We start from the raw sequence: 24,415 nt of genomic DNA, 5'->3' as shown, positions 1-24,415 counted from the left end.
GTGGTCCGATAGTTTCAGCTGAGATACAGCGTATTCACGCTACAGCGCCGCGACTACCGCGCCAGTGGCGTGTGTCAATTGTGCACCCGGCGCCGGCGCCGCACCAGCAGGGCGACAAACACCACGAGGATCACCGCGAGGCCGAAGAGTGCGGGCGTGACCGCACTGGACAGCGCCGTATCGAAGGCGAAGAAGTCCGGATAGCCCGTCTGCCACAGTGTCCATTCGTAGGCGAGCGAGGATGCCAGGAACGCGCGGCCGGTGGAGAGGACGACAATCGCGTCGCCGTTGGCCGGGTTTACGCGCAGGGCGCTGTTGATAGCCGGTTCGTTGGACCCGTCGTGGCCGAACACAAAGTCGTCGCCTGTCGGGGCATAGAGCATCGCGCCCGGGCCCCAGATGGCCGCCCCCAATTGGTATCCGAGAGGCTGACGCAACAGGTCTACGCTGGCCGCGCCCAGGGCGGGCTGCGGTGCGCTGCCGGGTCGCGCCAGCGCCGTGGCGAATTTCACCAGGTCATCGGTGCTTGCGGACAGGCCCGTCGCGGCTGCCGAGGCATAGCGGTACAGTGGTGCGCGTTGGCCGCTGGTGTCGTAGGAGTAGGAAATACTGTCCTGGTCCGCCAGGTAGGCGTAGGTCGCGCGCCGCATGCCCAGCGGGTCGAAAACCGCCTGCTGCATCCAGCGTTCGAAGCTCATGCCGGAGGTCTCCTCGACGAGGAGTTCCAGGAGCAGGTAGCTGCCGCCCGAATACTTCCATTCGCTGCCGGGCTCGAGACCAACCTCAATGGTCTTTTCGCCACGGGACGCGCGCGGGTTTGCGAGGGATTCCTCCAGTGTCGGTACCGATTCGTCTGCCTTGTAGTCGTCAAAGCCCAGACCGTCGGTGAGGCCTGCGGTATGCGAGAGCAAACGACGCACAGTGACCTTATTATTGTCGAATTCACTGTCGGGCAACTGCCAGCGGGTGAGGTATTGGGATACCGGCGCGTCGAGCGCCAGCGCGCCTGACTCGACCAGGCTGAGCACGCCGTAGGCTGCCAGCAGTTTGCTCGCCGAGGCCAGGGGGAAGAGGGTGTCCTGGTCGATGGTGTCTACCGAGGCGGAGAAGTCTTGGGCAACGACTTCCCCGTTCTCGATCAGGACCAGGGCCGTATTGCCACGTTTTTCCGCGTGCAGTTTTTCACCGAGTGCGCGGGTGAATGCAGCAGTGTCGCCAGCGGGCGCGATGGCGGACAGCCACCAGCCGCTCAGCCCGCCATACACGCTGATGGCAAGCCAGAGCAGCATGGCGGCCAGCAGGCCGGCGGTCCATTTCAGATAGTACATAGGGAGGTCTCGGTTCTGGACAGTGTGTCGGGGCGACGGCGAGTTTGCCGTCAGACAACCGGAGTTAAGGCGACGAGTCCGTTACAGGAAGCGGGGTCGTAAGCCAGGTTCGCGGCAACGCCGACGCAGATCGCGGTGGGCGGCGGGCCATTGCCATCGGCGGTGTAGGCATGCAGGTGCATGTCGATGACGGGGCCTGTATGGGCGGGGGAGGCGAGTGCAGCTCGCGCTGCAAGCGTCAGCGCCACAGCGCCCAAACACGCAAACACATACTGCATGACAGCACCGGTAGTGCAGGTGAGGCGGGGTTGGTTGTGCTGTGCGTGGGTCATGGGGGCTCAGTCTTGTACCTGTTGCGAGCCAGGCGGAATACCTGGGGGTTAAGATTCGCGACTGCGGACGGTCTGTTCAGTTGTTTTCGCGATGCGGCGGAGGCTGCTCGCCATCAACAGGCTGTACTGTAGGTCGAACAACAAGTACCAGTTCAAACAATACTGCTGCCCGATCCCGAGATCTTCAGGCCCGCTATGCCCATCACTACCAAAATGATACAGGCGATACGCATAAAATCCGCCGACTCATTGAGCCAAAATATTCCGACCAGTGCAATACCGACTGCGCCGATGCCGGTCCAGATCGCATAGGCGTTGCCCATTGGTATGGTTTTCAGGGCGTAGGACAGCAGTGCGAAGCTCAGCCAGGCAGCAACGCCGAAAATGACAGATGGCCACAGCCGGGTGAACCCCTCTGAATATTTGAGTGCCAGCGCCCAGATAATTTCAAACAGACCAGCGACGAATAAAGCGACCCATGCCATCTTGATTCTCCTGTGGTTGTAAGGGTGTTCAGATATCGGCTGGGGTGGGCGCGAACTTTGGCAACACTCCGTGCCGTATTGCTGAGCAGGTAGTATAACGAATCGTTTTTGCTGAACCAGATGCCCTGCCGAGGTGCGGTTTCCGGGGAAAAACTCCGGTTGATCTGAAAAGCTTTTTCGACTGGGACAGCTATCGGGTTGTAGTTTTCGCCGTAATAATCCTGTACCCAACATCCAGGTACGGCTCCTCCAGTATGCTCCGGTTTTTCTCGGCCCAGGCGCCGCTGGCCAGGTCTGCCGCCAGGCGTCGCAGGCCATCGGGCGCTGGATGCAGTTTGGAAAATGACGAAATCGACTGCCGGACCTGGCTGCTGAGATAGGCTTTCGGCCTTCTCCAGAAGGCGGCCAGGAATCCGTCTTCACACTGCGCCGGGATGAGCAGGGGCGCGCTCTCCACGTCGTCGAAACAGGCCCTTAGTTCCTCCAGGCCGGGGAAATTTCGCCTGTCCAGGGCGTACATTTCCGGGAAATAGTCCCGGGTCAGCCAGAAAGGCTCCGCGTTAGGGTCCCAGGTGATAGCAACGAACTTCTCGGTCGCGACCCTGTTTATCTCGCGATAGGCCGCTGCTCTGTCGTGCCAATGATGCATCGAGAGAATCGTCATCGCGTGGGAAAAACTCTCGTTTTCGAAGGGGAGGGATTCAGCGAAAGCCTGTTCCACTGGATGAGCCGATGGATGTCGTTGTGAAATCATTTCCTGTGAGGGCTCAACGGCAACCAGTGGGATGTCCGCAGGCTCATATGAGCCAGTTCCGGCGCCGATATTCACGATCCGTGTCGCGCCCTCCAGTTCTGCGTAGAGCTGTAGGAATATCTGCGGATCGGTGCAGCGTCTGACTGAATAGTTCACGCCCATGCTGTCGTATATCGTCGACATCTGCCTCCTTATGCGCAACGGCGAGAGCTTGATCGTTTGCTACAAAGACAATAAGTACAGGATAAGAGCTCCCAATACAGCAGTAGCGAACACTACTACACGGAGGCGTATGACCCGCTTCCCCGTGCCCGCCAGTTGCCTGGATTCCTGCCGGTACGTCAGTACCACCCAGGCAATGAACAGCGGTACGGTGATGATGTACTTTGTCCACGGCTCAAGTCCCATTGCCGCCATGAACTGGTTCTCCAACTCGCTCAGTTCAGCGGCCCATACCAGGCGCGCGCACAGGAGTAGGATGACGAGACACAGCATTACCTCTATCCAGGTGAACCCGCCTTGTCTTTTAACTGGGATACGCATCATCCAGGCCTACAGGGGAGCCGTACGCAGTACACCTCTTCACACCTGTGAGATCGACTGGTGGTTCATGCGCCCGCCTCGGTGTGTTGCTGTTCCTCGACAGCGTCGAACTCGCGAACACCTTTTCGCCAATAGTAAGCGCCAAAGCACGCAGCCACGAGGGGTAATGCAATCCCAAACTCGTCGGCATACCACACGGTGGCCTCGGTTGCTTCGGTCATGGGCGAGAAAAACTTTTGCAGGAAGACGTTGTGACTCATGTGAAGGGTCACGGCCGGCCAGAGGCTGTCAGATTTGTAGCGGAAATACGCCATCACGATAGATATGGAGACAAGACACAGTGTGAAGCTTGCAAGTTGAAATACTAAAGGCGTTTCGGAGTTGCCGTAGAAACCCAGGAACATCAGCGGCCAATGCCACATTGACCACAGCAAACCGCTCAACAGCGCGACAGTTGTGAAACGGAATCGAGCCGAGAGTGCGGGCACCAGCAGGCCTCGCCAACCGATTTCTTCACCCAGGACGCCCGGTAGGAGGAGCACAAAGCTCACAGTACCCGTCAGGACGAAGTGAAGTGCGATCAGTGACGTGTCAGACCACGACTCGAGCATATAGTCCTGGCGTAACTCGTCCACGAAGCCAACTGCATACCAACCCCCGAAATCCAGGACCCATATCCCGATGTAGGCAATGGTTGCGTAGAGGAGGGGGACGAGATAGCTCTGGTAGTGATATTTCCAATTGCCCCAATGCCAGCCGAGAGTGCCGGGATTGCGGCGACACAAAAGACAAGCGCTGATGGCCGCCAGGCCGACCGTGAGCATCAATGGGCTGGCGCCCTGGTACCTCAGCAGTAGCCATATACCCAGCGGATACAGCACGATCACCAGAAATATAAAGACGGTGGGGAATCGCAAGGTGCTATTCATCATCGTGATTCACTGCAGCGGGGCCTTGTCATACTGGGAAATCGTCCTGTTATATCAGTGCGACTGCTGAGAGAGTGTCTTTCAAATGCACAATGGTTATTGCAACTGGAACGGACTCTTCCTGAACTCAGAGAGTGAGCCAAGCGGACTTCTCTGTTCCGGGTATTTTCCGTTCCTCTCACAAAATCCATTGGATGCTTCAAAACGTTCGCAACAGTGTCTTCTTGACAGTTTCTGCTCATTCCCCTTTTCCGTGGCTGAATCCCGTTGCGGGTTTCGACACGCATAGCAATCCCGATAGATCGAGGCAGGCAGAGGCTGGACATCGTCAGTCGTTCGCTGGCTGGTGAAATTCAATGACATTTTTGTCGGGATCCCTGATAAAGAAAAACCTGGCTCCTTCAAATTCCACCTGCCCGGTAATCTCTATCCCCAATGTTGTGATTTCACTCAGGGCGGCTTCGTAGCTGGATACCTCCAGAGCAACATGCGTATAACCCGTGTGCTTGTCGGGTACATCCATGAGTACGTTTTCATGGCAGTCCGCATTGGCATTGAGGATAAAATTGATGTTGATGCCCGAGGGGTGCTCCATTATCGCCACAGGTTCCGGTCCAAGTGGGCCGGCGATGAATTTGAACCCCAGTTGTTCGTAAAAGTGTCTGGCGACATTCATGTCTTTCACTCGTATACCAATATGATTGATTCGGGTGATCTCTTTCACGTTCCAATTGCTCCATTCAAGTGGATGGTCGGCACTCCATGCAAAGAAGCTACATTTGCGACTAACTGGGCGAAGCAGGAAGACAACAAAAGATTAGCATGTTCCAAACCGCGAACTATTGCCGGTGTAGCAATATCATTTCCTTGGCGACCAGCGCAGCAGAGGGCAAAAACATGGTTGAAACAATCCGCTCATCGGTCACCACGGCGTGTTTGTCTTCCAGGGTTTGCTTGTTCTGTGCAATGGCACCATTCTTGTTAAGCTGACTTTCAATCAGGAAAGGCAGCAACGTCCCCTGTTTGGCCCATGTTTTAGTCTTTTCAGTGGAGTCCGGAAATCCGGCGATTCTTTTTCCCTTGACCAGGAACTCCCCGTTGGACAGGGTCACATTGGCAATGCCGGCTGCACCATGACCACCGACACCGACAATGCCGCCAGACTCATATATGCTGCGGATGACTGAATGAACATCCTCGTTCTCCGCGACATCGAACATCACGCCGTAGCCGCCGCCAATGAATACGCCCCAATAGTCCGTCGGATTGATCTGGGACGGCTTGAATGAGTTGTTCGCTTTATCCAGGAAGCCTTCATATGCGATGGTATAGCTGCTGATGCCCAGAGGATCCATCATGAACTCAACTTCACCACCCTCAGGTGATAAAAAATCGACGTCGAAGCCGTGACTCAGAAAAACGTGATAAGGAGGCGCAACCTCCCACAGGTTATTTCTTGCGTCATGCTTTTCAGGATCTCCCATGTCTACCCTGTTCGACACGATAATTAGCACTTTTTTCGTAGATTCTGCCGCAGCGCTTGTAGCAAGTATGGTTGCTGACAGAAGGAACGCGATTAGATGTTTCATTGCTTGCCTTGTTTCAGGTTCTGGAAATAGAGCACCGATACTTGAATCCGGTGCGCGGTCTCGATAGTCAATCTATTGTCAGCCCGCTAGCCGGCGCGTGTGAGTTCACCCAGATAAAACTCCCACTGCTATCAGGGCTGCGCGCATAGGCGTGCCGCGGGCATGAGGTTGGTACACCTGAATGCACGCGGGAATAGCCAGAATTTGCGAACTCGAGGCCTGACATGGCGACTTCATGTCTTTGCAGCCTATTACAATCCTCGGATTTGAGATGGCCGAAATTTCCAAATATTGAAGCCGGCCATCGAAATCGCAGTGGTTCCTGTACCTCATGATTTTTTAGATCAGCCTGGCAAGATTACATCAAAAGCCAGGCCCAGGGTCGCCATGTAGATCACAAAGATGAGCGCAGCCTTCCAGGCGGTGACAGACCAGGACGCCCGGTACATGGTTTTGAACGCCTGAAGCAAATACCAAAGTAGGTATATCAGTACCGGTATCTGTAGGGCCAAATATGTCAGGTGTTGTCGTTCCAACGCTTCAAGTGGGCCGATCAGGATCAGAATCAGATAACCGACGCTGTGAAGATGCAGGGAGAATACGATATTCGATACCAGATAACTGCCTGGATAGATCACCTTTATGTACAAGGCGAACATGGGGAACAAAACAAACATGATGCGCGAGTACAGATCAATGGAAGATGCGGAAAGCTCCGTATGACCGGTAAATATCTGCTGGAAGCTTGAAAACAGCAGGAAGAATATGACGCTGATTACCAGGTAAAGGCGTAGCGGAGGCGTGTACTTCGCCCGCATACCCTGGTCGTACTCATACGAGGCAAGACCTGGCTTTGTAACCAGGGTCTTCAAGGTAAGTGACAAGCGTCCATCGATGTCCAGGAGCTCTTTCAAGGCTTCTTTCACAAACAGGGCAAACGGTTGCCGAGTGCTTTTTGTGCTTTGCCCACATTTGGTGCAGTAATTTGCGTCAGTTGGGAGGCTGGTCTGGCAATTTTTACAGGTGCGGTGCATGTCAGTCGTCAGTGTCTTTCATTCGATACGTATAGCCTACGACGCTGGCTACCTGGTCTGGATGGAGCGAGTGGTACAAGGCGTTTGCCGGCATGTTGTCGACCTCTGCTCCTAGCCAGAGTTCTTTGCAGCCTCTGGTTCTGGCAATCCCGATCAGGGTCTGCATGATCAGTTTGGCCGCCCCTTTGCGTCGCTTGTCTGAGCAGACATCGACTTCATCAACGTAGAGCCAGAGCTCTCTGCCGTATGGTTTTATCTCGATTCGAGAAGAAGCAATGCCCAGTAGCGTACCCTCAGTATCGTGGCAAGCGACAAAAACCGTATCCTGCCTTTGCAGATACTCCTTCATGCTCTCCACATCGTACTCACAGACTTCGTTGGAGTCATCCCACGAAGCACAGTTGATTTGCTGGACGAGGTGGTCGAGGTCATCGCATATAGTGACTATCTGTGTCTTCATAACCCACCTCGCATTGCTGTTGACTCGTGGTTCGCCCCCAGTGATTTTGTCACTTGTATCGAGGCAGAGTGTTTTTCACTTCAAGTCCCACCATGTGGAGACAGCTGCCGCGCCAGAGCGTGGCGTCGAAGCCGGGAGTGGTGGTGTTGATAGTCCTTGCCGGTCAGGTGGAAAGCTGCTTGCCCAGACATACCGAAGCGTCTGAGTATCGATACTTTCCATAAGGAGAGATTTCGCGATATCCGTTCTTGAGGTAGAACCTCACTGCCCCCGCATTCACTTTGCGAGTGGAAAGAATGATAAAGTGATATCCCAGACTGCATGCCTTCGATTCAAGCGCTGAAAGCACCGTTTTCCCATAACCCCTGCTGCGAGAATACATTCGTTTTAGCTCGCAGGTGTGATTGTCCACTCGCCTGAGCGAACCGCAGGCCATCGCTTCGCTGCCTTCCCAGTATATTAGGAAGGCGTCCGTCGTCGGATTGAAAGCTTCGCGCGAGTATGAGCTTCGACCATCGTCGCCAGTGATGTCGTTCAGGGTATTACTTAGTTCATCGATCAATGAACGAGCGGCTTCGCTATTGGGGCTGCTCTCCTCGATTCTTCCCACGATAGTTTCGCCTCGCGCTTGGTTAGTTGACGACCTGATGTGGAGCATCGCAAGTAGGCAGAAAGTGTGTATTCATGAAGTGAATCACCCAAGCTTTCAGTTGCTTTGTCACTTCATCTGATATTTCCCTGGATGGCCATACCTGATCTTTTTCACCGGAAATTTACAGAATCGGGCCGTCAATATCTTCCACTCCTATTTTGGCGTACTCAACAGCACCGTTATCCATCAACGCTATCGCAATCCCTGGTTGTCTCGATGCCAGTGAGAGCGCCAGTTCAGCGCCTTTAGAACTGCCTATAACAGCGACACATTTGAATTCACATTTTGGTTATCCAGCGCTACCAGACATTTGAGACGCCTTTGGCGCTTCAAGCGGGCCAGCGTGAGCGGGGCCCGGCGCGAAACATCCTTACTGCCTTGGCCTATCGCGTTTTAACCCGGGGATTTGTCGAAGAGATCATACGAAATCGCCATGAAGCCGAAATTTAGCAGCATGAGAAAAATTGATATCAGCAGCGAATATGCACTGTACTTCTTCCATAAGGTGATTACGTAGATCACGAAAAGAAGTGGATAGATCAATATCAAATCCACTCTGATATTGCCTTCGGCGCCACTTTCCCATAACCAGTATAAAATTGTGGCAAAGACTGGAATCCACAATTTCCATGTTGGCGTCGTCAGATTTTTACTTTCACTCATGTAATTTGAGCCATCGATACTGGTTATTAATCACTGATGCACGAACGTACATCTAATACGTGAGTCCAAAACGTACCATCCTGATGAGCACTTTATATATCGCAGTTTTCGCCAACGCCCTGCCAAGAGTCAGCACCAGGCTTCACTGCCCCTGAGAGAACCAAATAGTAACGACGAAACCTGCTCGAATTGGTCCCGAATCGTCCAGTAGAGACTCCTGCCAAACTGTACAGATAAGTCGCCATCACTCATGATGCGTGGAGCCATAGTGGTATTAACGCCAAGGTTTGGGGCTGGCCGCGCAGCGGGCAGTCCCAGCCGAAGGCGACAACACCGCCTTGTTAATTCTTTGCGATTTCAACCAAAACCCATAGAAGTGTAAGCGCAGATACAACACCAATACCTCTTGGTAAGGTGCCAATCAGCTTGGTTAAAAGGTCGCCACTGAAATCATAAAGGCGTCCCGCTGCCTGCTCGGCCTTGCTATTGGAAAGCTTGTACTTTCTTTCTACTAAATACTCATGCAATTCTCGGTACTCGCCAAAAGTGATGCCCGAAAGAATCCGGAGGGCTAATTCAGAAATCTTTGACAGCATAACTACCCCGAAGAAAGGGATCATGAAAATCAAAGCGAATATTTTAATTATCTCAAACGGATCCATTTGGAATTAACAGCTTATTCTGATGAACACTTCATATCTCACACTTCCCCCTAACACTCAGTCAAGAACCCGCACCAAAACATACCCACCAAACAAAACCAAAAAGATACAACAAAACCTACCCGCCAATATCCCGAACATACTGAGAGACGTTCCTACTAGCTCGTGAAGGCGTACCGCAGCCATCCGCTAAACAAGAAGCAGGATTTCTCGTGATATCAGCTAGTTATAAAATATTTCCGTTCCATCCTCAGCAATTTTCACTGAAAACCCCCAGGCCGGAAAGCCTGCCTCACTTCCATCAATCCAGCTCCCACAAACAAAAACGCCCGCGATAAAATCGCGGGCGCTTAATCGATACAGCAGGGCAGGGTGCTAAATCACTCCGCCCGGGCAAACAACTAAGCCACCTTCTGTCCTGCAGCACTGGTGCTCAGCGCATCGTTCAACTTGTGCACGCCGCCGTCCTTCATGATCATCACCAGCTTGCTCTCATCCATGAGGATGGAAAGATCATCCAGCGGATTGCCATCCACAAGGACCATGTCCGCCAGCATGCCTTCCTTCAGCGTGCCGAGGTCGCCCTGCGGTCCGCGCATGGCCAGGCCGCCGTTGCGCGTGGCGCAGATCAGCGCTTCGGCCGGGGTGTAGCCGTAGTACTTCACGAACAACTGCAGGTCCAGCGCCTGGGTACCCTGTTCCGCCCACTTGAAGCCGTAGTCGCCGCCGATCAGGTGGCGGATGCCGCGCTTGCGCAGGGCGGTGTGGGTTTCCGAAGAGGCTTCGATCAGTGCCGGGATGCCCATGGCTTCCACGACGAACTTGGGCAGCCACGGCTCGCCCTGGTGCAGCATGGTGTGGAACAGGCCGATGGTGGGGGCGACGAAGATGCGGTCCTTCGCTTCCTCCAGCATGTCCAGGGTTTCCTCGTCGGTGTATTCGGCGTGGTAGATCATGTCCACGCCGGCCTTCACCGAGTTCTGGATGGACTCGATGGAGCGTGCGTGGGTGTTGGTCATCTTGCCGAAGCTTTTCGCCACCTTCACCGCCATTTCCATTTCCTCGTAGGACATGGGTGTGGAGAAGGCCGGGGTGTTGGGGTAGAAGGGGTCGCCGGAGGCGTCCATCTTGATGTTGTCGCAGCCCTCGCGGCAGCAGATGCGCACCACTTTGCGCATTTCTTCGGGGCCGTCGATGATGATGCCGGGCGAGGTGCCGTTGTCGAGGATGGGGCTGCGCGGGTTATGGATGCGCGCCTCGTCACCCATGCCGCCGGTCACGGAGATTTCCAGGGAACCTGCGCGGATGCGCGGGCCGGGAATATTGCCGGCGTCCACCTCGTTGCGCACCGCCACGCCCAGGCGCAGCTTTGCCTCGGAGGCGCCGTAAGCGCTGGTGAAACCCATGTCCAGCAGCTTCTTGGCCACGCGCGCGGTGAGGAACGCGTGCTCCTCCGGCGGCGGCTTGATCAGGTCCTCGGTACAGGTGAAGGAGTCGAACGACAGGTGGGCGTGACCCTCGGTCATGCCGGGCATCAGGAACTTGCCGCTGCCGTCGATGACCACGTCCGCCTGTGCGCCGGAGGCGCCCTTGCTCACGGACTTGATGGTGTTGCCCTCTACCAGCAGGTCGCCGGTGAAGGTGTCGGCGCCGGTGGCATCGAAGATCGTCGCGTTGGTAATCAGTGTCGTGCTCACGGGAAGGCTCCTCTCGTTATAGTCCCGGTAGTCTCGCACCCGGGGGTATGCTCGTCAAAAGCATAGTGGGGCACCCGTCGAGGCCAAATGACTGGCCTCGCAGGATGGCTTGCCTCTCGGAGCTATTTTTTTGCGGCGTCCTCGGCCTGTTCCTTCGCGTGTTTTTCGATGGCGCGCTGGGCGCCTTCCATCATGCGACCGAAGAAGGGCTCGCGGTGTTCGTGCTGCCAGTCGAAGGAGCGCACGCGGCTGTCGTTGTCGCCATTAATGGCCGGCAGAACGTAGCGCATCATCATCTCCAGGGACTCCTTCTTGTGCTGCATGCTGGACCAGTTCTTGTCGAACAGCAGCAGGCAGCCGAAGCCGGGCACCTTCTCTTCCAGGCGGCGGATCTGCTCGATGGCGTCGTCCGGCGTGCCGATCACCGCCTCGCCGCGCTCCATCAGGTGCTCCAGCGTGTAGTGGGCGGGGGAGTCGGGCAGGTGGCCGGACTGGTTGAGGAAGTAGCGCTGGTTTACCTCGAAACCCTTGCGCACCTGGTCCATGGCCTGGTCGCGGGTCTCGGCGATGTGCATGTCGGTGGCGCAGCGGATGACAGACGGGTCCATCTCGCGGCCGAGCTTGCGCGCCGCCTCGCAGGCCACCTGCCAGTTGGCGGAGAGCGTGTCGAAGCCGTCCGGTGAGGTGGCCGCCAGGCACAGCATGCCGCCGTTGTATTTTGCCGCCAGAGTGCCGCCGTTCGGCGAGAACAGGCTGGCCACGCAGACCTCGAGGTCGCGCTGGGCCGGCAGCAAGTGGCAGTGGGCGTCTTGCAGGTCGTACCAGCTGCTCTTTTCCGTGACGGTCTCGCCGCGCAGCAGGCGGGTGATCACCTCCAGCCCCTGGCCGAGTTTATCGCGGGATTCACGCGCATCCTGGCCACGCATGTGCGCGTCCGCGGTGAGCAGACCGGGGCCGGCGCCGAACATCAGGCGACCTTTGGTCAGGTGGTCCAGCTGCGCAATGCGCTGGGCGGTGTTGAAGGGATTGTGGTAGGGCAGGGAGACGACACCGGTACCCAACTTGATGCGTGTCGTGCGCTGCGCCGCGGCGGCGATCATCAGCTCCGGTGAGGCGGAAATCTCGTAGCCCCCGGAGTGGTGTTCGCCGAACCAGTACTCCTCGATGCCCAGGTCGTCGGCGTACTCCGCCAGCTGCAGGTCGCGGTCCAGGCACAGGGTTGGGTTCTCGTCCAGGGGATGAAACGGGGCCACGAACAGGCCGAGACGCAGTTTGGTCTTTCTCACGGGAAACTCTCCTCTCTTTCAGCTCGAGCCAATTTATGAAAGCTCGTTTGTTATTTGCCGGATGCTACCAGAAGCGGGGGCAAATTACCCCCGTGGAATCGTCTGCGCGCGCAGGTACACTAGCTCCATGCTGAAACCGCTCACCTCTTCACCGCGCTGATACCCTCATGTGGCTGCTCATTTTCTACGTGCTGCTCGCCCTGGGCGTATCATTCGTCTGCTCGATTCTCGAGGCGGTGCTGCTGCGCACCTCGAGTTCCTACATCGCCAACGCGCGGCAGGCGGGTAAACGCTACGGCCAGCTCTGGGAAGAACTGCGCGCGGACATCGATCGCCCGCTGGCGGCCATCCTCAGCCTCAACACCATCGCCCACACGGTGGGCGCCGCCGGCGCCGGGGCGCAGGCCACCGCGCTGTTCGGGGAGGCGTACTTCGGCGTCATCTCCGCGGTGCTCACGCTGCTGATCCTGGTGCTCTCGGAGATCGTGCCCAAGACCCTGGGCGCGGTGTACTGGCGCCAGTTGGCGCCGATGTGCGCCGAGGTCATGCAGGTGGTGGTGTGGCTGATGTACCCGCTGGTGGTCACTGGCCAGGCGATCACACGGGTGATCGCCCACGGCGGCGGTGGTCACTCGATCAGCCGCGAGGAGTTTGCCGCGCTGGCGGAGGAGGGGGTAAACGAGGGCACCTTCGCCCCGGAGGAGTCCGCCACCCTGCGCAGCGTGCTGCGCTTTCGCGCCCTGGTGGCCCAGGACATCATGACGCCGCGCCAGGTATTTTTCTCCCTGCCCGAGAACCAGAGCGTCGGCGAGGTGATCCACAACCACCAGCACATCGCGTTCTCGCGCATCCTCGTCTACCTCGAGAACCCCGGCAACATCACCGGTTTCATCCGCAAGGACGACCTGCTGTTCGCCGCGGTGAAGCAGCCGCCGGAGACCCCGCTGTCCGCCCTGCGCCGCGACCTGCTCACGGTCCCGCACCGCACCCTGCTCGGCAACCTGATGCAGCAGATGACCCGCAGCCGCAGCCAGATCGCGCTGCTGGTCGACGAGTATGGCGATATCCGCGGCCTGGTGACGATGGAAGACCTGGTGGAGACCATGCTCGGTATCGAGATCGTCGATGAGACGGACACCTCGGTCGACATGCAGAAACTGGCGCGCGAACTGTGGTTCCAGCGCGCGCGGCAGATGGGCATCGTCCCCGAGGATTTCCACGAAGACGCGCAAAGCTGAGTCCGCCCTTGCCCGTCGCGCCAGTTCTGGTTTAATACCCGCCCGGAAAACACCGACAACAGGATGTAGCAGTGTCCGACGCAATTGCAGTAGTCACCGGCGCCAATGCCGGCCTGGGTTACCACACCAGCCTGAAACTGGCGCAGCGCGGGTATACCGTGGTCATGGCCTGCCGCAGCGCCGAGCGCGCGCAGAAGGCCCGCGATGAACTGCTTGCGCAGTGCCCCCAGGGCCGCTTCGAAGTTTTGCCGCTGGACCTGTCCGAACCGGCATCGGTGAGCGAATTCTTCCCCGCGTTCCGCGAGCAGTTCGGCAGCCTCGACCTGCTGGTGAACAACGCCGGCATCGTCGGCGTCCCGCTCACCCGCAATTCCGCCGGTCACGAACTGCACCTGGCCACCAACTACCTCGGCCAGTTCGCCCTCACCGGCATGCTTCTGCCGCTGTTCCCCCAGGACCACCCCACGCGCATCGTCAGTGTCAGCAGCCTGGCCCACCGCCTGGGCAAGGTGCCGCTGGACGACATCGACTGGCACGGCGGCGAGTACAAGCCGATGGCCGCCTACGCGCGCAGCAAGCTGGCCATGCAGAGCTTCATCCAGGAACTGGCGCGGCGCCTTGAGGCTAGCGGCAGCAACACCATTTCGGTGAGCGCGCATCCCGGTTTCGCCGCCACGGAAATCGCCAACAAGACCGGCATGACCAAGCCCAAGGGGCCAGTACGCAAATGGTTCCAGGATCGCATGCAGTCGCGCGTGCCCACCCCGGACGAGGCCAGCGAGCCGACCATGCTCGCCGCCCTCGGTGACGACGTGAAAAACGGCGAGTATTTCGGCCCCGGCGGATTCCTCGAGATCAGCGGCAAGCCGGCGCGGGCGAAGATCAACAAGCGCGCGCTGGACGTCGACTTCGGCAAGCAGTTGTGGACGCTGACCGAAGAAATGACCGGGGTGCAGTTCCTCTCGGATATCTGACGCCCCGGTTTCCGGAATCCCGCGCCCGTCAGCGCGCGGGGTCACTTTCTTCCCGCCGCCAGCCACGGTACCGCGCAGGCGGGCGCACTGGCAGTGCTGCTCAGCGCTTGTCGCGGAAAAACGCCCGCAGGTCCTCCACCAGCAACTCCGGTACTTCCATGGCTGCGAAGTGCCCGCCCTCGGGGAACTCGGTCCAGCGCTGCAGATTGTAGTAGCGCTCGGCGAACTTGCGCGGCGGGTAGGTGATCTCCCCGGGCAGGATGGCAATCGCCGTCGGCGCCTCCACGCAGGGGCTGCGCTCGTGGGCTGGCTGCCACAGGTCGTGGGCGCCCTCGTAGTAGAAGCGCGCGGAGCTGTGGTAGCTCTGGGTTACCCAGTACAGCATCACCGTGTCGATCAGCTCGTCGCGGGTGAAGCGGCTTTCCACGTCGCCGCCGCAGTCGCTCCAGGTGCGGCGCTTCTCCACGATCCAGCCGAGCAGGCCGGCGGGGGAGTCGTTGAGGCCGACCGCCGGCGTCTGCGGCTTGGTCTGCTGCAGCGCCATGTAGCCGGTCTCGCCCATGGCGAAGCGGCGCATCTTCTGCACCTTGTCCTGCTCGTCCTCGCTGAAGTCCTCTTTCGGGTAACCGCGACCGCTCATGAAGTGCAGCGGTGCCGGGGTGTGCAGGTGTACACCGATCAGGCGCTCGGCGTACTTGTGTCCCAGTTGCGCGGAGAGGAACGAGCCCCAGTCGCCGCCCTGGCTGCCGAAGCGCTCGTAGCCCAGCTGCTGCATCAGCTTCACCCACAGGTCCGCGGTGTTCCAGAAGTTCACCCCGGTCTTGCGCAGCGGCGTGGAGAACGCATAGCCCGGCAACGAGGGGGCAACGATGTCGAAGGCGTCGGCGGGGTCGCCGCCGTGGGCGGCCGGGTCGGTGAGCGGGCCGATGATTTTGTGGAAATCCCAGAACGTCCAGGGCCAGCCGTGGTTGAGTATCAGCGGGATCGGCTTCGGCCCCTTGCCGCGCTGGTGTACGAAATGCACAGGCACGCCGTTGATCTCGGTGCGGAACTGGGGCAGGGCATTCATCATGCGCTCGCGGGCGCGCCAGTCGTAGTGCTCCAGCCAGTGCTGTACCAACTGCTTGAGGTAGTCCGCGTTGACGCCGTAGCGCCAGTCGTCGTTGGCGAAGTCGTCGGGCCAGCGGGTGTGCGCCAGGCGGTAGCGCAGGTCCTCGAGTTCCGCGTCGGGAATGGCGATCTCGAAAGCGTCCATGATTCCCCCTGTCTCAGGCGTTGGCGGCGCGCTGCTGGCGCAACTCGGCCAGGCGCGGCATGCAGGATTTGAACAGTTCCAGGCTGCTCCAGCCCACGTCCGGGGAGAGACCGCCGAGCAGGGGCTGGATGCCGAGGGTCGCGCCCGGCTCGATGTTCGCGGCGCGCTGCACCAGTTCGTCCGGCGTCCACACCGCGAACAGGCCGGAGGCGCGCAGCGCCGCTTCGTCGGTAAGGCCCTTGAACGGCGAGTTGGAATTCGGTTCCTGCTCCGCCCACTTGGCATACTCGCGCACCACGTGCAGGGCGTGGGCCTTGATCTGCTCCCAGCCCTTGTCCGGGTCTTCGCTCAGGTGGATTGCCAGGGGCAGCTGGTGCGAGGGGGCGTAGTACTTGGCGGGCTCGCGGCCGAGCTTGCGGCACTCTTCCTCGTACAGCGGAATCAGATCGCGGCGCATCGGCCCGAAGCCGAGGCCGAAGCGCGCCGCGCGCCGCGCCGAGGCGGGCACGCCGCCGCCCACCAGGATGATGTCCTTCGGTTCCTGCACCGGCAGGGGGCGCACGTAGATGGTCCGGCCGTCCACCTCGAAGCGCTCGCCGTCCAGCGCCCGGGTGATGATCTCCAGGCCCTTGTCCAGCAGTTTGCCGCGCTCGCGCAGGGACACGCCGAACATGTTGAACTCCGCCTCCACGTAGCCGGCGCCGAAGATCACGTCGAGGCGGCCGTTGCTCATCAGGTCGAGCACGGCGATCTGCTCGGCGATTTTTACCGGGTCGTGCAGCGGAAGGATCACCGCGCCCAGGGTCATGCGGCACTGCCGGGTGCGCGCGGCGATACCGCCGCCGAGCACGAAGGGCGTGGGCAGGTAGCCGTCCTCCGAGGCGTGGTGCTCCATCAGGCCGATGCGGTCGATGCCGAAATCGTCGGCGTAGGCGGCCATTTCCAGGGCGGCGGCGTAGAGGTCCGCCGTCGCGGTGCCGAAGGCGGGGGCGCGCATGTCAAAGCTGACCGCGGTGTAGAGGTTCTGCATCGTTATTGTCCTGTTGTTGTGGTGACGCTGAGTTCGCCGGCGTTCTCCACGCCCAGGGTCTGGCGCAGGAACTGGTTTGCGGCCTCGCGCGCCGGTGCGTCAGCGGCGAAGACGCTGTCGAGGAAGGCGGAAACCGCCAGTGTGGTAAACATGTGCTGGCGCGCCGCGGGCATACTGGTGGGCGGCGGCGGATCGGTGCACACGCGCAGTTCCGCATGGATGTTGATGCCATCGCTGGCATCACCGAGGGCGGCGATCAGCGCCGCGGTGTCGCCGGCCATCTCTTCGGCCAGTCCGGAGCTGACCGCACGGCAGCCGACGGTATCCGGGTTGGCGACGAAGCGCATGATGGTCGCCGCGGGTTGCGCGAAGCCGGCGTGGGAGGCGTTCTTCAAGGTCACCAGCAGGGTGCCGGGGCGCTCTTGCAGTACCGGCAGCGCGTTGTCGGCATAGGGCACGATAACGTCGGCGTCGCCGTACAGCATCAGGTAGGGCAGTTGCATATCAGTGAAAAACGCCGGCGCCAGCAGGGTGGTGGGCCCGGCGATGGACACCGCGGCGCGGATGCGCGGGTCTTTCAGTCGCGGGTGGAAGCTGACCAGGGTGGTGGTCAGCCCGCCGAGGGAGACGCCCACCGCGGCGATGCGGCCGGGATCGATGCTGCCGTGCAGTACGTCCTGCGGGTCGCTGTTGCGCGCCAGCAGGGTGTCGATCAGGAAGCTGATGTCGCCGGGCTGGTTGACGACGTCGGTTACCAGCGGGTCGCCGGGGCCGGCCATGCCGGTGAGCGGGTAGTCGACGGCGATCACCGTGTAGCCGCGGCTGGCGAGAAACTGCGCCAGGTACACGCCCTCGCGATGGTAGGACATGAAGCCGTGGCTGTAGACCACCAGCGGCCCGGGTTGCGCCGGGGATTGCGGCCGCCAGATCTCGCCGTCGAGCACCCGGCCCGGGTGTCCGGAGATATCGCGATTCGGCGGGGTGGCGCGGCTGGCGTCTTCGGCGTGAAAGTCATCGACGACAACCGCGTAGAGGCCGGGTTGCAGGCGCGCGGCGCTGGCGCTGCCCGCGGGCACGGGCGATGCGGGTACCGTCGCGAACCAGTAGCCGGCCACCGCCAGGAACAGCAGCAGGACCAGTGCAATCCAGCGTTTTTTCAAGTCGATGCCTCCTCGATGACGCTTTGTAGCGCCTTGACCGGGCATCAAGCATAAAGCGCCGGACGCGGGCGCGCCAACCTCGTGGGCCGGTTCCGGCGTGGTGCCGCGCGCCCAGTCCTCTATACTGGGCTCTCTTTCCGGCAGGCGGAGGCCGCAGTGCCCAGCGAAAACAGCGCGTTCCAGGTCGCCGCGGGCGGCATCGAACTCTATGGCGAGACCCGGGGCGAGAGCCGAGGCGAGATCCAGGGCGAGAGCCCGCGCGTGGTCATGCTACACGGCCACGGCGGCGACCTGCACAGCTGGGATGCCCTGTGGCAGCACCTGCCGGCAGACACGCCCGCGCTGCGCTACGACCTGCGCGGCTTCGGCCGCTCGGGCTGGGACGCGCACACCCCCTACGACCACGCCGACGACCTGCTGGCAGTACTCGACGCCCGCGGCATTGCGCGCGTCGATCTCGTCGGCCTGTCCCTGGGCGGTTCCGTGGCCCTCAACTTCGCCTTGCGCCACCCGCAGCGGGTCGCCTCGCTGGTGCTGGTGAGCCCGGGCATGGTCGCCTGGGACTGGACCGCCGAATGGCGCGAGCGCTGGCGGGAGATCGTCGCCCTGGCCAGCGCCGGCGACATGGACGGCGCGCGCGAGCGCTGGTGGCAGCACCCGCTGTTTGCCCCCGCGCGCGCCTGCGCCGCTGCGCCGCAGCTGCGCGCGCAGATCCAGGCCTACTCCGGTGTGCACTGGCTGGGCGACCCGCACGTGCGCGCGCTGCCGGATATCGAACGCGTGCACCAGCTCGCTGTGCCCACCCTACTGCTGAACGGCGCCCTGGACCTGCCGGATTTCCAGCTGATCGGCGATGTCATCGCAGCCAGTGCGCCCGCCGTGCAACGCCGGGTATTCGATGGCTGCGGGCACATGCTGCTGCTCGAGGCGGCCGAAGAAAGCGCAGACACCATTGCCGGTTTTCTCGCCGCCCGGTGAGGCGCGCCAGCGGGGTTTTGGCTGACACAACAGATCGGTTACAGTAGGCGCCACGCACGCGCAGGGCCGCGGCGGGCGGCGTCGTCTTTACATTGCGACGACCCCTGTAGATAATGAACAGCCCTGTTGTATAAATATCCACCAGAAGACAACAGGTGGCCTCTTTTACCAGCCGCTTGAATTCGACAGACCTGCTGACATCTCCGCCACGGAGACGTATTGATGGAGCCCGATCCTATGGCACAAGACCTTGATATCAACCACGACACCCTGCGCGAAATTTACCGCCAGATGTCGCGTATCCACGAAGTCGACAAGGCGATCCAGGCCGGGCTCTCCAGCGGTAAATTCATGTTCACCTACTGGCCCCTCACCGGCCAGGAGTGCATCCCCGCCGCCATCGCCCCGCTGGTGACCGCGGAAGACTCCATGATCACCATCTACCGCGGCATCCACGACCAGGTCGCCAAGGGCGTGCCGCTCAAGGGGCTGTTTGCCGAGGCGCTTGGACGCGTCGACGGTGTGAACAAGGGCAAGGGCGGTTCGCCGCACATCTCCGACCCGTCCTCCGGCTCCATGCTCACCACCGCCATCGTCGGCGCCGGCGCGCCGATCGCCAACGGTATCGCCCTGGCCAACAAGATGCGCGGCACCGGCAAGGTGACCATCGTCAACTTCGGTGACGGCGCCACCAGCATCGGTGCCGTACACGAGGCGATGAACCTCGCCGGCGCCTGGAAGCTGCCGGTGATCTTCATGTGCCAGAACAACCAGATCGGCGAGTACACGCCGATCCCGGAATACACTGCGAGCGAGGGCTTCACCGCCCGCGCCGAGGCGCTGGGCTTCCGCGGCATCACCCTGGACGGCAACGACCCGGTGGCCTTCTACAACGGCATGAAGGAAATCATCGAGAGCGTGCGCAATGGCGACGGCCCGGTATTCGTCGAGGCCATGACCCTGCGCCTGGGACCCCACGCCGGTGTCGGCTGGAGCCACCTGCTGAACAAGGAGGAACTGGCCGCGGCGAAGGAAGCCTGGCCGGTGCCTGCCACCCGCAAGCTGCTGATCGAGGCGGGCATCTGCACTGAAGAAGAGCTGGATGCCATGGACAAGGCCAACGCCGAGGAAGTGAAGGAAGCCGTCGAGTTCGGCCTCGCCAGTGAAGTCACGGGCGAGGACGAAATGCTGCTCGACGTCTACGGCGACCCGGACGTGGTGCCGGTGCGCGGCCAGCGCACCCAGCGCGCCGCCGAGCCCGAGTTCACCGGCGAGACCAAAGAGATGGCCATGTTCGAGGCCGTACAGGACGCGCTGGACCTGTCCATGCAGCTGGACGACAACGTCTACTGCCTGGGCGAGGACATCGGCGACGACCCCGGCGGCGTGTTCAAGTGCTTCAAGGGCATGCAGAGCAAGTGGGGCGAGCGTATCCGCCCGACCCCGATCGCCGAGCAGGCAATCATCGGCTGTGCCACCGGCTCCGCGCTGGTCGGCATGCGCCCGGTGGCGGAGATCATGTTCGCTGACTTCGTCGGCGTGTGCATGGACCAGATCACCAACCACGCCGCCAAGCAGCGCTACATGTCCGGCGCCACCACCCACGTGCCGATGACCGTGCGCATGATCGCCGGCGGCGGTATCGGCGGCTTCGGTGCCCAGCACTCGCAGTCCACCGAAGCGATGCTGCTGCATCAACCTGGCCTGAAAATCGTCTACCCGAGCACGCCCACCGAAGCCAAGGGCCTGCTCATGAGCTGTATCTTCGACGACGACCCGTGCATCCAGATGGAATCCATGATGCTGACCTACGCGCTCAAGGAAGAAGTGCCGGTGGGCGACTACCGCATCCCGCTGGGCGTGGCCAAGGTCAAGCGCCCGGGCACCGACATCACCCTGATCACCTATGGCTGGCAGGTCATGCAGTGCCTGATGGCCGCCGAGGAACTGGCGAAGGACGGTATCAGCTGTGAGGTCCTCGACCTGCGCACCCTGCTGCCGCTGGACTACGACCGCATCCTGGCCTCCGTCGAGAAGACCGGCCGTGCGCTGGTTGTGCACGCCGCCGTCGAGTTCTGCGGCCTGGGCGCGGAGATCGCCTCCACCATCAACGAGACCCTGTTCGGCCAGCTCAAGGCACCGGCCTCGCGCTTCGGCGCCGCCTACGCGCCGATCGCCTACTCCAAGACCATCGAGACTGCGCAGGTGCCCAATGTGGGCAGCATCGCCGCGCGCGTCCGTGACATCGTCAAATAGCACTTCGAGGGAAGCAAACCAACCATGGCAACCAAACTGACCATTCCGAAACTGCAAATGTCCACCACCGAGGGCACCCTGGCCGAGTGGCTGGTCGACGACGGTGCAACCGTCGAAGCCGGCCAGCCGATCTACTCGCTGGAAACGGACAAATCCGTGCAGGAAATCGAGGCGCCGGAGTCCGGCACCCTGACCCAGAGCGCGGCAGCGGGCGAAACCTACCCGGTGGGCCACGAGATCGGCGAGATCTCCTGAACCACATTTCCGCTACAGGCGCCGATGCTCTCGGCGTCGGAAGGAGGCCTGCAATAGCAGGCCTTTTTTTTGCTTTCCAGAAGGCTGTGCGTTTAAGCATTGGCCAGAAGCTACGTGTTTCGGCCCGGGGTCAGAGTCTTGACTCTGACCCTAATCTTTTCGTGGCCAATTGCTGGTTCACTGGAAGCTATGCGTCCTGGTGATTGCCAGTAGCTTCAGCACTTCCAGGGTTCGAAAAGCTCACTCACCCTGGAAGTGCTGAAGCTACTGGCTGTTGATCTAATCTCTGTCTTGCAGGATTGCTGCCGGCCCAGTGTGCTACAGACGGCCTGGCAGCGTGCTTGATGGCCGCTCCAGTCTGGCGCCGCTCCGCGGTGCCCTCAGTTGGTCGGGAGCCCGCAAGCGGTCTCCCTCCACGCCCTCGGCGCCAGACGTGATTTCCGCGGCCAACAACCGCGCTGCCAGTCCTCGCATCGCGCGAGACTGAGTGTTCGGAGTTTCGAGTTTCGAGCGGAGCTGGCCGCGAGAAGTTTACTCAAGGCACCAAGCAACTGACTCCCGCAATCCAGGCGCCGACAATCGTCATTTCCAAGTAGTAAACGCGCAGATTTCGTGAATCGCAAAACCCACCGTTTCGCGACGCAAGTGCCGGGAGACGGGCGGGCGGAACGCTCGCAAAAGACGCGCCGAGGGCGTGGAGCGAGACAGCGAAGCGCTTTAAGGCTCCCGACCGACTGAGGGTACCCCGGAGGGGCGCGATCTTGAGGGCGTTCCGCCCGCGGGTCTCCCGGCAACCCTCGAAGCCCCCCGGAATCTGCGGGCGATCACCGGTTGAGTAACACCGGCAAAAGGCAGGCGCGATGGTGAGCTACCCCCGCCGCGACTGTGCTTTTGGAGCGTCGGGGGTAGCTCACCATCGCGCATGCCGACCACCGCTACCCAAACCCCAGAAAAGCTCATTTCACGAAAGTTCCGCCAAAGACGCAGACCCCAATCAAGCCTGCCGTTGCATCTGCCGCATACTCCCCACAAAGCCGCCATCAACCAGAATATCGCACCCCGTCACATAGGAAGCCTGCCGCGACACCAGAAACATCGCAGCGCCTGCGATCTCTTCAGCCTGGCCATGCCGCTGCAGCGAGATCAGCGGCTCCATGCGCGCGTAGTTGGCGCCGCCGTCGTTGGCTTCCTCCTGCTTGCCCATCGCCGTATCGATGAGCCCCGGCGAGATCGTGACCAGTCGCTTGCCCTCGCGTCCCCAGGCCATCGCGCGGCCTTCCACGTACTGGATCAGCGCTTTTTTCGAATACGGGTAGGCCGCGTTGGGGTCCGAGAGGGGCGTGCCCGGCAGTTCCGCCACCCGCTGCAGCAGGTCGGGTGCCAGGGGGTTGGCCAGCACCGCTTCGATCTGCGGGTTGGGCGGCACCATGTGCGCGCTCATCGAGGCGATGCACACCGCGCAGCTGCCACTGCTCAGGGTCGGGCGCAGGGCCTCCAGCGCGCTGATATAGCCGATCAGGTCGACGTCGATGATGCGCTCGCCGCTGGCCATGGTCGGGGAGAGACCCACCGTGTGCACGATACCGTCCAGGCGGCCGTCCTGTGCCTTCGCTACCAGCGCGGCGACGTGCTCCTCGTTGGTGACATCCACCACCACCCAGTCCGCAGCTGCGCCCTGGTCGCGGCACTGCTGTGCGAAGGCCTCCAGCTTTTCGCTGTTGAGGTCGGCCAGCAGCAGGTCGTAGCCCTGCGCGATGGCGGCGACGCAGGTGGCTGCGCCCATGCCGCCGGTGGCGCCGGTGACCAGAAGACGGGGACGGGATGATGCGGACATGCTGGACTCCTCGAGTAATTATGGTTCGTCAGTATTGTACCGGCGGCGCCCGGCGTTACACTGCGTTTTTTAAAAAGTATCCATATATGTCTGATTACTCCCCCTACCGCATCGTCGATATCGCCGCCCTGCCCGCGGAGCCGGGCTGGCTGCTGCAGCAGCCGCAGCCGGTGATCGCGGTGGGCCAGGGTGCGACGGCGAACGCCGACGTGGTGGTTGTCGAGCGCGCCGCGGCCGATGCATTGGTCGCCGGTATAGAACGCAATCCGCGTGCCGCACTGGTGCTGGTGCAGGTGTTGCGAGCGATCGAGCGATTGCCGCTGGAGTCCGCGCTGGACCTCGAGTCGATGGCCTACGCCACCCTGCAGGCCGGCGCCGAGCATCGCACCTGGCTGGCGGCACGCGAGGACGCGCCGCAACTGGTTGCCGGCGGCGAGGGTCCGGCGGTGCTGGTCAGCCGCGAGGGCGATGTGGTGTTCGCGCAACTCAACCGGTCGGCCAGCCGCAACTCCCTGAGCGTGGAGATGCGCGACGCGCTGGTGGAACTGTTCGAACTGGTGTTACTGGATGCCAGTATCGAGCGCGTGGAACTGAGCGCACGGGGTGCCTGTTTCAGTGTGGGCGGCGAGCTGCGCGAGTTCGGCCTGGCGCCGGACAGCGCCGCCGCTCACTATGTGCGCTCGGTGCGCAGCCCCGGCCGCCTGTTGTCGCGCTGTGCCGCTCGCGTGCACTGCCACGTGCACAGCGCCTGCCTGGGTTCGGGGATGGAGTTGCCGGCCTTTGCCGGGCGCTTGAGTGCAGAGCCGCGCAGTTTTTTCCAGCTGCCGGAACTCGGCATGGGGTTGATTCCCGGCGCTGGCGGCTGCGTCAGTATCTCGCGTCGTATCGGCCGCCAGCGCACCGCGTGGCTGGTACTCTCCGGACGCAAGATCAACGCCGCCCGCGCGCTGGAGTGGGGGTTGATCGACAGCATCGCGGAGCGGGGCTGATACTGCCCGAAGCCCGAAGCCCGAAGCCCGAA

At 61.0% G+C, this 24,415-nt stretch carries 23 protein-coding genes and 1 pseudogene; 6 read left to right on the top strand and 18 right to left on the bottom strand.

Translation table 11 applies throughout. The annotated features are described in order from the left end of the window. Nucleotides 1-74: 74 nt before the first annotated feature. The 14 genes and pseudogenes from E4634_RS01485 to E4634_RS01420 form a co-directional block, all read right to left on the bottom strand. Nucleotides 75-1,328 (bottom strand): serine hydrolase domain-containing protein, encoded by a 1,254-nt coding sequence (locus E4634_RS01485; RefSeq protein WP_135440821.1) that lies wholly within the window; start codon nucleotides 1,326-1,328, stop codon nucleotides 75-77. Between the two features lie 50 nt (nucleotides 1,329-1,378). Continuing rightward, the gene (locus tag E4634_RS01480) at nucleotides 1,379-1,660 is read right to left on the bottom strand and encodes a hypothetical protein (protein ID WP_135440820.1); all 282 of its coding nucleotides are present in this window, start codon (nucleotides 1,658-1,660) and stop codon (nucleotides 1,379-1,381) included. A 152-nt stretch (nucleotides 1,661-1,812) separates the two neighbouring features. Next, nucleotides 1,813-2,145 carry a DMT family transporter gene (locus E4634_RS01475; RefSeq protein ID WP_135440819.1) on the bottom strand — a complete coding sequence of 111 codons (333 nt, stop codon included), beginning with the start codon at nucleotides 2,143-2,145 and terminating at the stop codon, nucleotides 1,813-1,815. A 190-nt stretch (nucleotides 2,146-2,335) separates the two neighbouring features. Continuing rightward, a complete protein-coding gene (locus E4634_RS01470) occupies nucleotides 2,336-3,082 on the bottom strand; it encodes a class I SAM-dependent methyltransferase (RefSeq protein WP_135440818.1) in 747 nt (248 codons plus the stop codon). 425 nt (nucleotides 3,083-3,507) lie between these two features. Next, nucleotides 3,508-4,374, bottom strand: a complete 867-nt coding sequence (locus E4634_RS01465) for a CPBP family intramembrane glutamic endopeptidase (RefSeq protein WP_135440817.1) — start codon at nucleotides 4,372-4,374, stop codon at nucleotides 3,508-3,510. A gap of 325 nt (nucleotides 4,375-4,699) precedes the next feature. Then, nucleotides 4,700-5,095, bottom strand: a complete 396-nt coding sequence (locus E4634_RS01460) for a VOC family protein (RefSeq protein ID WP_135440816.1) — start codon at nucleotides 5,093-5,095, stop codon at nucleotides 4,700-4,702. A gap of 115 nt (nucleotides 5,096-5,210) precedes the next feature. Further along, on the bottom strand, nucleotides 5,211-5,960 hold the full coding sequence (locus E4634_RS01455) for a type 1 glutamine amidotransferase domain-containing protein (protein WP_135440815.1): 750 nt from the start codon (nucleotides 5,958-5,960) through the stop codon (nucleotides 5,211-5,213). A gap of 344 nt (nucleotides 5,961-6,304) precedes the next feature. After that, nucleotides 6,305-6,994: a DUF3667 domain-containing protein gene (locus E4634_RS01450; protein ID WP_135440814.1), complete on the bottom strand. Its 690-nt coding sequence runs from the start codon at nucleotides 6,992-6,994 to the stop codon at nucleotides 6,305-6,307. A 1-nt stretch (nucleotide 6,995) separates the two neighbouring features. Next, nucleotides 6,996-7,454: a GNAT family N-acetyltransferase gene (locus tag E4634_RS01445; protein WP_135440813.1), complete on the bottom strand. Its 459-nt coding sequence runs from the start codon at nucleotides 7,452-7,454 to the stop codon at nucleotides 6,996-6,998. Nucleotides 7,455-7,617: 163 nt separating this feature from the next. Further along, nucleotides 7,618-8,064: a GNAT family N-acetyltransferase gene (locus E4634_RS01440; protein ID WP_206046754.1), complete on the bottom strand. Its 447-nt coding sequence runs from the start codon at nucleotides 8,062-8,064 to the stop codon at nucleotides 7,618-7,620. Between the two features lie 163 nt (nucleotides 8,065-8,227). Continuing rightward, nucleotides 8,228-8,383: pseudogene (locus tag E4634_RS22065) on the bottom strand (hypothetical protein); the annotation flags it as partial. 727 nt (nucleotides 8,384-9,110) lie between these two features. Then, nucleotides 9,111-9,431: a hypothetical protein gene (locus E4634_RS01430; RefSeq protein WP_135440811.1), complete on the bottom strand. Its 321-nt coding sequence runs from the start codon at nucleotides 9,429-9,431 to the stop codon at nucleotides 9,111-9,113. Nucleotides 9,432-9,832: 401 nt separating this feature from the next. After that, nucleotides 9,833-11,128 carry a metal-dependent hydrolase family protein gene (locus E4634_RS01425; protein ID WP_135440810.1) on the bottom strand — a complete coding sequence of 432 codons (1,296 nt, stop codon included), beginning with the start codon at nucleotides 11,126-11,128 and terminating at the stop codon, nucleotides 9,833-9,835. A 122-nt stretch (nucleotides 11,129-11,250) separates the two neighbouring features. Beyond that, nucleotides 11,251-12,414 carry an LLM class flavin-dependent oxidoreductase gene (locus tag E4634_RS01420; protein WP_135440809.1) on the bottom strand — a complete coding sequence of 388 codons (1,164 nt, stop codon included), beginning with the start codon at nucleotides 12,412-12,414 and terminating at the stop codon, nucleotides 11,251-11,253. Between the two features lie 167 nt (nucleotides 12,415-12,581). On the opposite strand from E4634_RS01420, the gene E4634_RS01415 reads away from it, so the two are divergent. Further along, on the top strand, nucleotides 12,582-13,652 hold the full coding sequence (locus E4634_RS01415; protein ID WP_135440808.1) for a CNNM domain-containing protein: 1,071 nt from the start codon (nucleotides 12,582-12,584) through the stop codon (nucleotides 13,650-13,652). A 71-nt stretch (nucleotides 13,653-13,723) separates the two neighbouring features. After that, nucleotides 13,724-14,626: an SDR family NAD(P)-dependent oxidoreductase gene (locus E4634_RS01410; protein ID WP_135440807.1), complete on the top strand. Its 903-nt coding sequence runs from the start codon at nucleotides 13,724-13,726 to the stop codon at nucleotides 14,624-14,626. Between the two features lie 100 nt (nucleotides 14,627-14,726). Here E4634_RS01410 and E4634_RS01405 read toward each other — a convergent pair whose 3' ends face one another. Genes E4634_RS01405 through E4634_RS01395 form a run of 3 tightly spaced genes read right to left on the bottom strand, consistent with a single transcriptional unit; the run spans nucleotide 14,727 to nucleotide 18,071 of the window. After that, the gene (locus E4634_RS01405) at nucleotides 14,727-15,881 is read right to left on the bottom strand and encodes an epoxide hydrolase family protein (protein WP_135440806.1); all 1,155 of its coding nucleotides are present in this window, start codon (nucleotides 15,879-15,881) and stop codon (nucleotides 14,727-14,729) included. 13 nt (nucleotides 15,882-15,894) lie between these two features. Continuing rightward, complete coding sequence (locus tag E4634_RS01400; protein WP_135440805.1) at nucleotides 15,895-16,911, bottom strand: LLM class flavin-dependent oxidoreductase; 1,017 nt, start codon at nucleotides 16,909-16,911, stop codon at nucleotides 15,895-15,897. Nucleotides 16,912-16,913: 2 nt separating this feature from the next. Next, nucleotides 16,914-18,071, bottom strand: coding sequence for an alpha/beta hydrolase family protein (locus tag E4634_RS01395; protein ID WP_135440804.1), 1,158 nt, complete (start codon nucleotides 18,069-18,071; stop codon nucleotides 16,914-16,916). 156 nt (nucleotides 18,072-18,227) lie between these two features. Here E4634_RS01395 and E4634_RS01390 point away from each other — a divergent pair, with 156 nt between their 5' ends. From E4634_RS01390 to E4634_RS01380, 3 genes are all read left to right on the top strand, one after another. After that, complete coding sequence (locus E4634_RS01390) at nucleotides 18,228-19,049, top strand: alpha/beta fold hydrolase (protein ID WP_135440803.1); 822 nt, start codon at nucleotides 18,228-18,230, stop codon at nucleotides 19,047-19,049. Nucleotides 19,050-19,286: 237 nt separating this feature from the next. Further along, nucleotides 19,287-21,305 carry an alpha-ketoacid dehydrogenase subunit alpha/beta gene (locus E4634_RS01385; protein ID WP_167854716.1) on the top strand — a complete coding sequence of 673 codons (2,019 nt, stop codon included), beginning with the start codon at nucleotides 19,287-19,289 and terminating at the stop codon, nucleotides 21,303-21,305. 24 nt (nucleotides 21,306-21,329) lie between these two features. Beyond that, a complete protein-coding gene (locus E4634_RS01380; protein WP_135440801.1) occupies nucleotides 21,330-21,560 on the top strand; it encodes a biotin/lipoyl-containing protein in 231 nt (76 codons plus the stop codon). A gap of 994 nt (nucleotides 21,561-22,554) precedes the next feature. Here the strand turns inward: E4634_RS01380 and E4634_RS01375 are convergent. Further along, entirely contained in the window at nucleotides 22,555-23,394 is an 840-nt protein-coding gene (locus E4634_RS01375) for an SDR family oxidoreductase (RefSeq protein WP_135440800.1), read from the bottom strand. 86 nt (nucleotides 23,395-23,480) lie between these two features. Here E4634_RS01375 and E4634_RS01370 point away from each other — a divergent pair, with 86 nt between their 5' ends. Continuing rightward, nucleotides 23,481-24,383, top strand: coding sequence for an enoyl-CoA hydratase/isomerase family protein (locus E4634_RS01370; protein ID WP_206046753.1), 903 nt, complete (start codon nucleotides 23,481-23,483; stop codon nucleotides 24,381-24,383). Nucleotides 24,384-24,415: the final 32 nt, after the last annotated feature.

This window comes from Mangrovimicrobium sediminis, from assembly GCF_004745945.1.
Classification (GTDB): domain Bacteria; phylum Pseudomonadota; class Gammaproteobacteria; order Pseudomonadales; family Halieaceae; genus Mangrovimicrobium; species Mangrovimicrobium sediminis.
This window is presented reverse-complemented; position numbering and strand designations above follow the sequence as displayed.